The following is a 6384-nucleotide window of genomic DNA, read 5'->3' as shown; positions in this document are numbered from 1 at the left end:
CTTTGCCCAAACGCTGGTGCGCTTCAAAGCGATGGCAGCCCGAGAAGCTGTAGTACTGCCCGTCCACCTCCAGCACATCGATGGGCTCTTGGAGCCCGTGCTCGCGGATGGAGGCCATTAGGGCCTCGACTTTGTCCGGATCGTTTTGCCGCGGCAGCGGCCGGTGGATCCGATCGAGCGGAATTTCTCTGACAGTCGCGGACATGCTTGCGCTCGCTTGGCGATTGCGTCTCACCTTAAACCATAATCGTTATGAGTTTGAATTGCAAGGGCGCTGCCGCCCCAGGCGCCTGCCGCTAAACTGGGGGGAACGTAACAATCCGCTTAGCTCGCTTGATGCCCGCTTCCGAGTTCCCAATCGCCTACCCGCACACCCCCACCGTTGAGTGCAGCGACAATTACCACGGCACGTCCGTGCGCGACCCCTACCGCTGGCTGGAAGACCGGGAGTCGGCCAGCACCCAGGCCTGGATTGAAGCCCAAAACCAGCTTACCTTCGACTACCTCAGCGCCATTCCGCAGCGCCCGAGCATCGAGCAGCGCCTGAGCCAGCTCTGGCACTACGACCAGTACAGGGTGCCCTTCAAGCGCGGCCACCGCTACTTTTACCGGCACAACGATGGCCGGCAGAACCAAAGCGTGCTCTACGCACTCGAGGACCTCGAGGCCGAACCGCGCGTGCTGCTCGATCCCAATCCGCTCGCCAGCGACGGGACAGTCGCCCTAACCGGGTTGGCCGTGAGCGATGACGGCGAGCTCATGGCCTATGGCCTCTCTACGGGCGGCTCGGACTGGAAAACCTGGTACGTCCGCGATGTGGCAACGGGCGAGGACTTCTCGGATCGCTTGGACTGGATCAAGTTCTCGGGGGCCTCGTGGACGCCGGACAAGCAAGGCTTTTTCTACAGCGGCTACCCTGCCCCCAGCGAAGCGGCCCAGCTCGAGCAAGCCAACTACTTCCAAAAGCTCTACTACCACCGCCTGGGCACCGCGCAAGCCGAGGATCGCTGCATCTGCGAGCGTCCCGACCGCAAAGAGTGGCTGTTTGATGGCGAGGTCACTGAGGACGGGCGCTACCTCATCATCACGGTCTGGCAAGGGACCGACCCGCGCAATTTGGTCTTCTATCGGGACCTGCAAAACCCCGATGCCGGCAACATCGAGCTCATCTCGCAGTTTGAGGCGGCTTACGAGTTTGTCGGCAACGACGGGTCGCTGTTTTGGTTCCGCACCGACCTCCATGCGCCCCGCGGCCGGCTCATTGCCATCGATGTTGAAGCGCCCGCCCGCTCGCAGTGGCAGGAAATCGTGCCCGAAGGGCAGGGCAAGCTGGAGGGCGCGACGCTGCTCAACGACCGCTTTGCGATCGAGTACCTGGAGGATGCCTGCTCGGCGATCGCCATCTACGAGCGCGACGGGACCTTCGTCCGCTCGCTGCAGCTACCGGGAATTGGCTCGGTCAGCGGATTTAGCGGGCAGCGCTACGACACCGAAACCTTTTACGCCTTCGAGAGCTTTACCAGCCCGCCCACCATTTACCGCTACGACTTGGCCCGCGACGAGAGCCACCTGTTCCGGACCCCAACCCTGGATTTCAACCCCCAAAACTACGAAACGCGGCAGGTCTTCTACAGCAGCAAAGACGGCACGCAAGTGCCCATGTTCGTGACCTACAAAAAGGGGGTGCTGCGCAATGCGAGCAACCCCCTGTTTCTGTTTGGGTATGGGGGCTTTGGCATCTCGCTGACGCCCAGCTTTGCCATCAGCCGCTTGGTCTGGCTGGAGATGGGCGGTGTGCTGGCAGTGCCCAACCTGCGCGGCGGCGGCGAGTACGGCGAGCGGTGGCACCAAGCCGGGACCAAGCACAACAAGCAGACGGTCTTTGACGATTTCATTGCGGCGGCCGAATGGGCGATCGCCAACGGCTACACCACTGCGCAGAAGCTCGCCATGGGCGGCGGTAGCAATGGGGGGCTGCTGGTTGGCGCCTGCCTGGCCCAGCGCCCGGATCTGTTTGCGGCGGCGTTGCCGGCGGTGGGCGTGATGGACATGCTGCGCTTCCATCGCTTCACCATTGGCTGGGCGTGGTGCTCGGACTACGGCTCGCCTGACGATCCCAGCGAATTCCGCACCCTCTATGCCTACTCGCCGCTGCACAACCTGCAGCCCGGCACGGCCTACCCGGCCACGCTCATCACCACCGCCGACCGCGACGATCGCGTGGTGCCGGCGCACAGCTTCAAGTTCGCGGCAGCGCTGCAGGCAGCCCAAGCCGGCAGCGCACCGGTGCTGATCCGCATCGAGACCCAGGCCGGCCACGGCGCGGGTAAGCCCACGAGCAAGCAGATCGAGGAAGCGGCGGATCGGTGGGCGTTTTTGGCCCACACCCTGGCGGTGGATGCCTCGGCGCTGGAGGTGTGAGCGGCAGCGCTAGGGTACGGCCTGCTCGAGTTGCTGCTGCTCCCAGAGCGAGCGGTACAGACCCGGGCGCTCGAGCAGCGCAGCGTGCGAGCCCACCTGCACGATCCGGCCGGCTTCCATCACCAGGATGCGATCGGCCTGGGCCGCCACCGAGAGTTGGTGGGAGACAAACACCACCGTTTTGTCCGCCGTTTCCCCCGAGAGCTGGGTCAAAGTCTCGGTGGCCGTCTCGCTATCGACGCTCGAGAGGGCATCGTCGAGCACCAGCACCGGCGCATCGGCCAGCAGCGCCCGGGCCAGCGAGGCCCGCTGCCGCTGGCCGCCCGAGAGGGTAATGCCGCGCTCGCCCACGACCGTGTCGTACTGGCTGGGGAAGCGGGCGATCTCGTTGTGGATGCGCGCCTGGCGGGCTGCGGCCTCAATCTCGGCCTGCGAGGCCTCGGGCTTGCCGTAGCGGATGTTGTCGGCAATGGTGGTGCTGAACAAAAAGCTGTCCTGGGGCACAAAGGCGATAGCCGCGCGCAGCGACTCGAGCTGAATCTGGGTAACGTCGCGACCGTCGAGAAAAAGTTGCCCGTCCGGAATTTCTAGCAAGCGGGGCAGGGCATGGGCCAGGGTGGATTTGCCCGAGCCGATGGGCCCGACGATGGCCACGGTCTCGCCCGCTGCAATGGCAAAATTGACAGCTTGCAGCGCCGGCTCGCTGGCGCCGGGATAGGTGTAGCTCAGCTCGCGGGCGCTCAGCGCCCCGCGCACTTGCGCTAGCGCTAGCGGTTGGGCCTGCGGCGCATCCCGGACGCGCGGCTGCGCGTTGAGGATGGACTCGACGCGATCGACGCTGACCTGACCGCGCTGGTAGGCGGTGAGCGTAAAGCCCAGCGTGGCCATGGGAAAGACCAGCTGCTGGGCGTAGACAATGAGCTGAACGAACTCGCCGCTGGTGATGAGGCCGCGATCGAGCTTGCCAGCGCCCAGGACTAGCAGCAGCAGCAAGCTAAGCGTCGCCAGCCCCTGGATGACCGGAAACAGCCAGTTGCGGGTTTGCGCGAGTTTTAAGTTGGCCGCCAAAAGCTGCTGGTTGCGGCGGCGGAACGCCTGGCGCTCGTTCTGCTCCTGCGCGTAAATTTTGATTGAGTCGATGCCGCTGATGTCCTCGCGCACCAGCTCGCTCAAATCGGAGAGCTGCTCTTGGACAGTGCTCTGCTGCTCGCGCAGCCGGGCGCTAAAGATCCAAACCGCCGTCAGGATCAGCGGGTAGGGCAAAAGCGCGATCGCGCTCAAGCGCAGGTCGATGGCAAACATGACCGGCACGACCAAGCCGTAGCGAAACAAGGCCTCCAGAATGCTCTGGACGGCAAAGCCCAACAGCCGCCGGATCTCGTCCACATCGCTGGTGGCGCGCGTGATCAAATCGCCCGAGGAGCGGGTGGCAAAATAGGCCGGCTCCAGCCGCAGCAGGTGCTGGAACAGGGCCTGCTTGAGGTCGAACTCCACCTTGCGCCCCACCCCCAAAATCCAAATGCGCGACAGGATGCGGATGCCCCACATCGCCGACGCCGCGATCAGGATCAGCGCCACGTAGTAGCCAAACTGCTCGCGATCGATGCCACTCTGCAGCAGCTCCGGGATCCAAACGCTGAGACCGTTAAAGGCCAAAAGCGCCAGAACCCCCATCAGGAGCTGGCGCCGGTGGGGGCGGACGTAGCCGATCAGCTTGCGCAGTCGTTGGTTGGCCATGGCCCTGATTGTAAACTGCGCTACGCGGCAGCCTGCCGCTCTCGGGCGGCAGTTGGCGCGGGGGCCCAGTCCGCTCGCGACCCAGTGTTTGCGCAATGTAGCCAAGGTTGCTAGCGTCTAACGGTCCGTTAGTCCCAGGGTGGCCCAGGATGGCCGCCTTATGCCCAACGCAAGCAATCCTATGAGCGAGCCCAAGCGCGCGCTGCTGACTGGCATTACAGGCCAAGATGGGTCCTACCTCACCGAGCTGCTGCTGGCCAAAGGCTACGAAGTGCACGGCCTGATCCGGCGCGCCTCGACTTTCAACACCGACCGCCTCGACCATGTCTATGTCGATCCGCACGAGGAAGGGGCGCAGCTATTTCTGCACTACGGCGACCTCACTGACGGGACCACCCTGCGCCGCCTGCTGGAAAAAATCCAGCCCATCGAGATCTACAACTTGGGGGCGCAATCCCACGTGCGCGTCAGCTTCGATGCGCCCGAATACACTGCCGATACGGCGGCGATGGGCACCCTGCGGCTGCTAGAGGCCATCCGCGACTATCAAAACCGCACCGGCATTGAGGTGCGCTTCTACCAGGCAGGCTCCTCGGAGATGTTTGGCAAGGTGCAGGAGACGCCGCAGCGCGAGACCACTCCCTTCTACCCGCGCAGCCCCTATGCCTGCGCCAAGGTCTACGCCCACTGGCAAACCGTCAACTACCGCGAATCCTACGGGTTGTTTGCCTGCAACGGCATTTTGTTCAACCACGAGTCGCCGCGCCGCGGCGAAACCTTCGTCACGCGCAAGATCACCCGCGCGATCGCGCGCATCCTGGCGGGCCGGCAGCGCTATCTCTATCTGGGCAACCTCGATGCCCAGCGGGACTGGGGCTACGCCCAAGACTACGTCAAAGCCATGTGGCTGATGCTGCAGCAGGATCGCCCTGACGATTATGTGGTGGCTACCGGCGAGGCACACTCGGTGCGCGAGTTTCTAGAGACTGCTTTTGGCTACGCCGGGCTGGACTGGCACGAGCACGTCAAATTCGATCCGCGCTACCTGCGGCCGTCTGAGGTCGAGTTGCTCATTGGCGATCCCAGCAAAGCCCAGCAGCAGCTAGGCTGGCAGCACTCGGTCGATTTCGAGCGGCTGGTCAAGCTGATGGTGGATGCCGATTTGGCCGCGTTGGGGATTGAGCCCCCCGACGGCAAAGCGGCCCACGAAGTCGATAATTCGGCCTTTTTGCGCCAGCGGCTCAACAACCTCGTCGATTGATCCCATGAGCGAGACGAACGGCTCTCCCATCGAGCTAACCGGCAAGCGCATCCTGGTCACCGGCGGTGCCGGCTTCCTGGGGCGCCAGGTCGTCGGGCAGCTGCAGCAAGCCGGCGCCTCGCCCGAGCGGATCGCCGTGCCGCGATCGCGCGAGTACGACTTGCGCGAGCTAGACGCCTGCCGGCAAGCGGTCGCCGGACAGGACATTGTCATCCACCTAGCCGCTCACGTTGGCGGCATTGGGCTCAACCGGCAGAAACCGGCCGAGCTGTTCTACGACAACCTCATGATGGGCGCCCAGCTCATCCACGCTGCCTGGGAAGCGGGCGTGCAAAAGTTTTGCTGCGTGGGCACCATCTGCGCCTATCCCAAGCTCACCCCGGTGCCGTTCCGCGAAGACGAGCTCTGGAACGGTTATCCGGAAGAGACCAACGCGCCCTACGGCATTGCCAAAAAGGCCTTGCTGGAACAGCTGCAGGCCTACCGCCAGCAGTACGGTTTCAACGGCATCTATCTGCTACCGGTCAACCTCTACGGCCCGGAAGACAACTTTGACCCGCAAAGCTCCCACGTCATCCCAGCCCTAATTCACAAAGTGCACGAAGCTCAACAGCGCGGAGACAAAACGCTTGCCGTCTGGGGCGATGGCACGCCAACGCGCGAGTTTTTGTACGTCCAAGACGCGGCGCGCGGCATTGTCATGGGGACGCAGTCTTATCACGACCCCGCCCCGGTCAATCTGGGCACCAACGCCGAAATCTCGATTCGCGAGCTAGCTGAGACGATCTGCGGGCTCATGGGCTTTGACGGCGACCTTGTCTGGGAGACGGATAAGCCCAACGGCCAGCCCCGCCGCTGCCTGGATACCGAGCGCGCCTGGCAGACCTTTGGCTTTAGCGCCCAAATGCCGCTGCGCGAAGGCTTAAACCGGACGATTGCCTGGTACCGCCAGCAGGCCGCTTGAG

At 63.8% G+C, this 6384-nt stretch carries 5 protein-coding genes; 3 read left to right on the top strand and 2 right to left on the bottom strand.

The genetic code is table 11. The features are described 5' to 3' along the window. Window positions 1-205: chromosome partitioning protein ParB (locus BRC58_04175; GenBank protein ID PSP18232.1), on the bottom strand; the 205-nt coding region annotated here is incomplete at its 3' end. Window positions 206-336: 131 nt separating this feature from the next. Between BRC58_04175 and BRC58_04170 the strand changes: the two genes are divergently transcribed. Continuing rightward, a complete protein-coding gene (locus BRC58_04170) occupies window positions 337-2421 on the top strand; it encodes a S9 family peptidase (GenBank protein ID PSP18231.1) in 2085 nt (694 codons plus the stop codon). A 9-nt stretch (window positions 2422-2430) separates the two neighbouring features. On the opposite strand, the gene BRC58_04165 is transcribed toward BRC58_04170, so the two are convergent. Further along, window positions 2431-4158 carry a hypothetical protein gene (locus BRC58_04165; GenBank protein ID PSP18230.1) on the bottom strand — a complete coding sequence of 576 codons (1728 nt, stop codon included), beginning with the start codon at window positions 4156-4158 and terminating at the stop codon, window positions 2431-2433. A gap of 181 nt (window positions 4159-4339) precedes the next feature. On the opposite strand from BRC58_04165, the gene gmd reads away from it, so the two are divergent. Together gmd and BRC58_04155 are read left to right on the top strand one after the other, a co-directional pair. Beyond that, window positions 4340-5419, top strand: a complete 1080-nt coding sequence (gene gmd, locus BRC58_04160; protein PSP18229.1) for a GDP-mannose 4,6-dehydratase — start codon at window positions 4340-4342, stop codon at window positions 5417-5419. A gap of 4 nt (window positions 5420-5423) precedes the next feature. Beyond that, window positions 5424-6383 (top strand): GDP-fucose synthetase, encoded by a 960-nt coding sequence (locus BRC58_04155; protein PSP18228.1) that lies wholly within the window; start codon window positions 5424-5426, stop codon window positions 6381-6383. The last annotated feature ends 1 nt before the right edge of the window (window position 6384 follow it).

This window comes from Cyanobacteria bacterium QS_8_64_29 (genome assembly GCA_003022125.1).
In the GTDB taxonomy this organism is placed as follows: Bacteria; Cyanobacteriota; Cyanobacteriia; order Cyanobacteriales; family Rubidibacteraceae; genus QS-8-64-29.
Note: the sequence above shows the minus strand (reverse complement) of the source record. Positions and strands in the feature narration are given on the sequence as shown.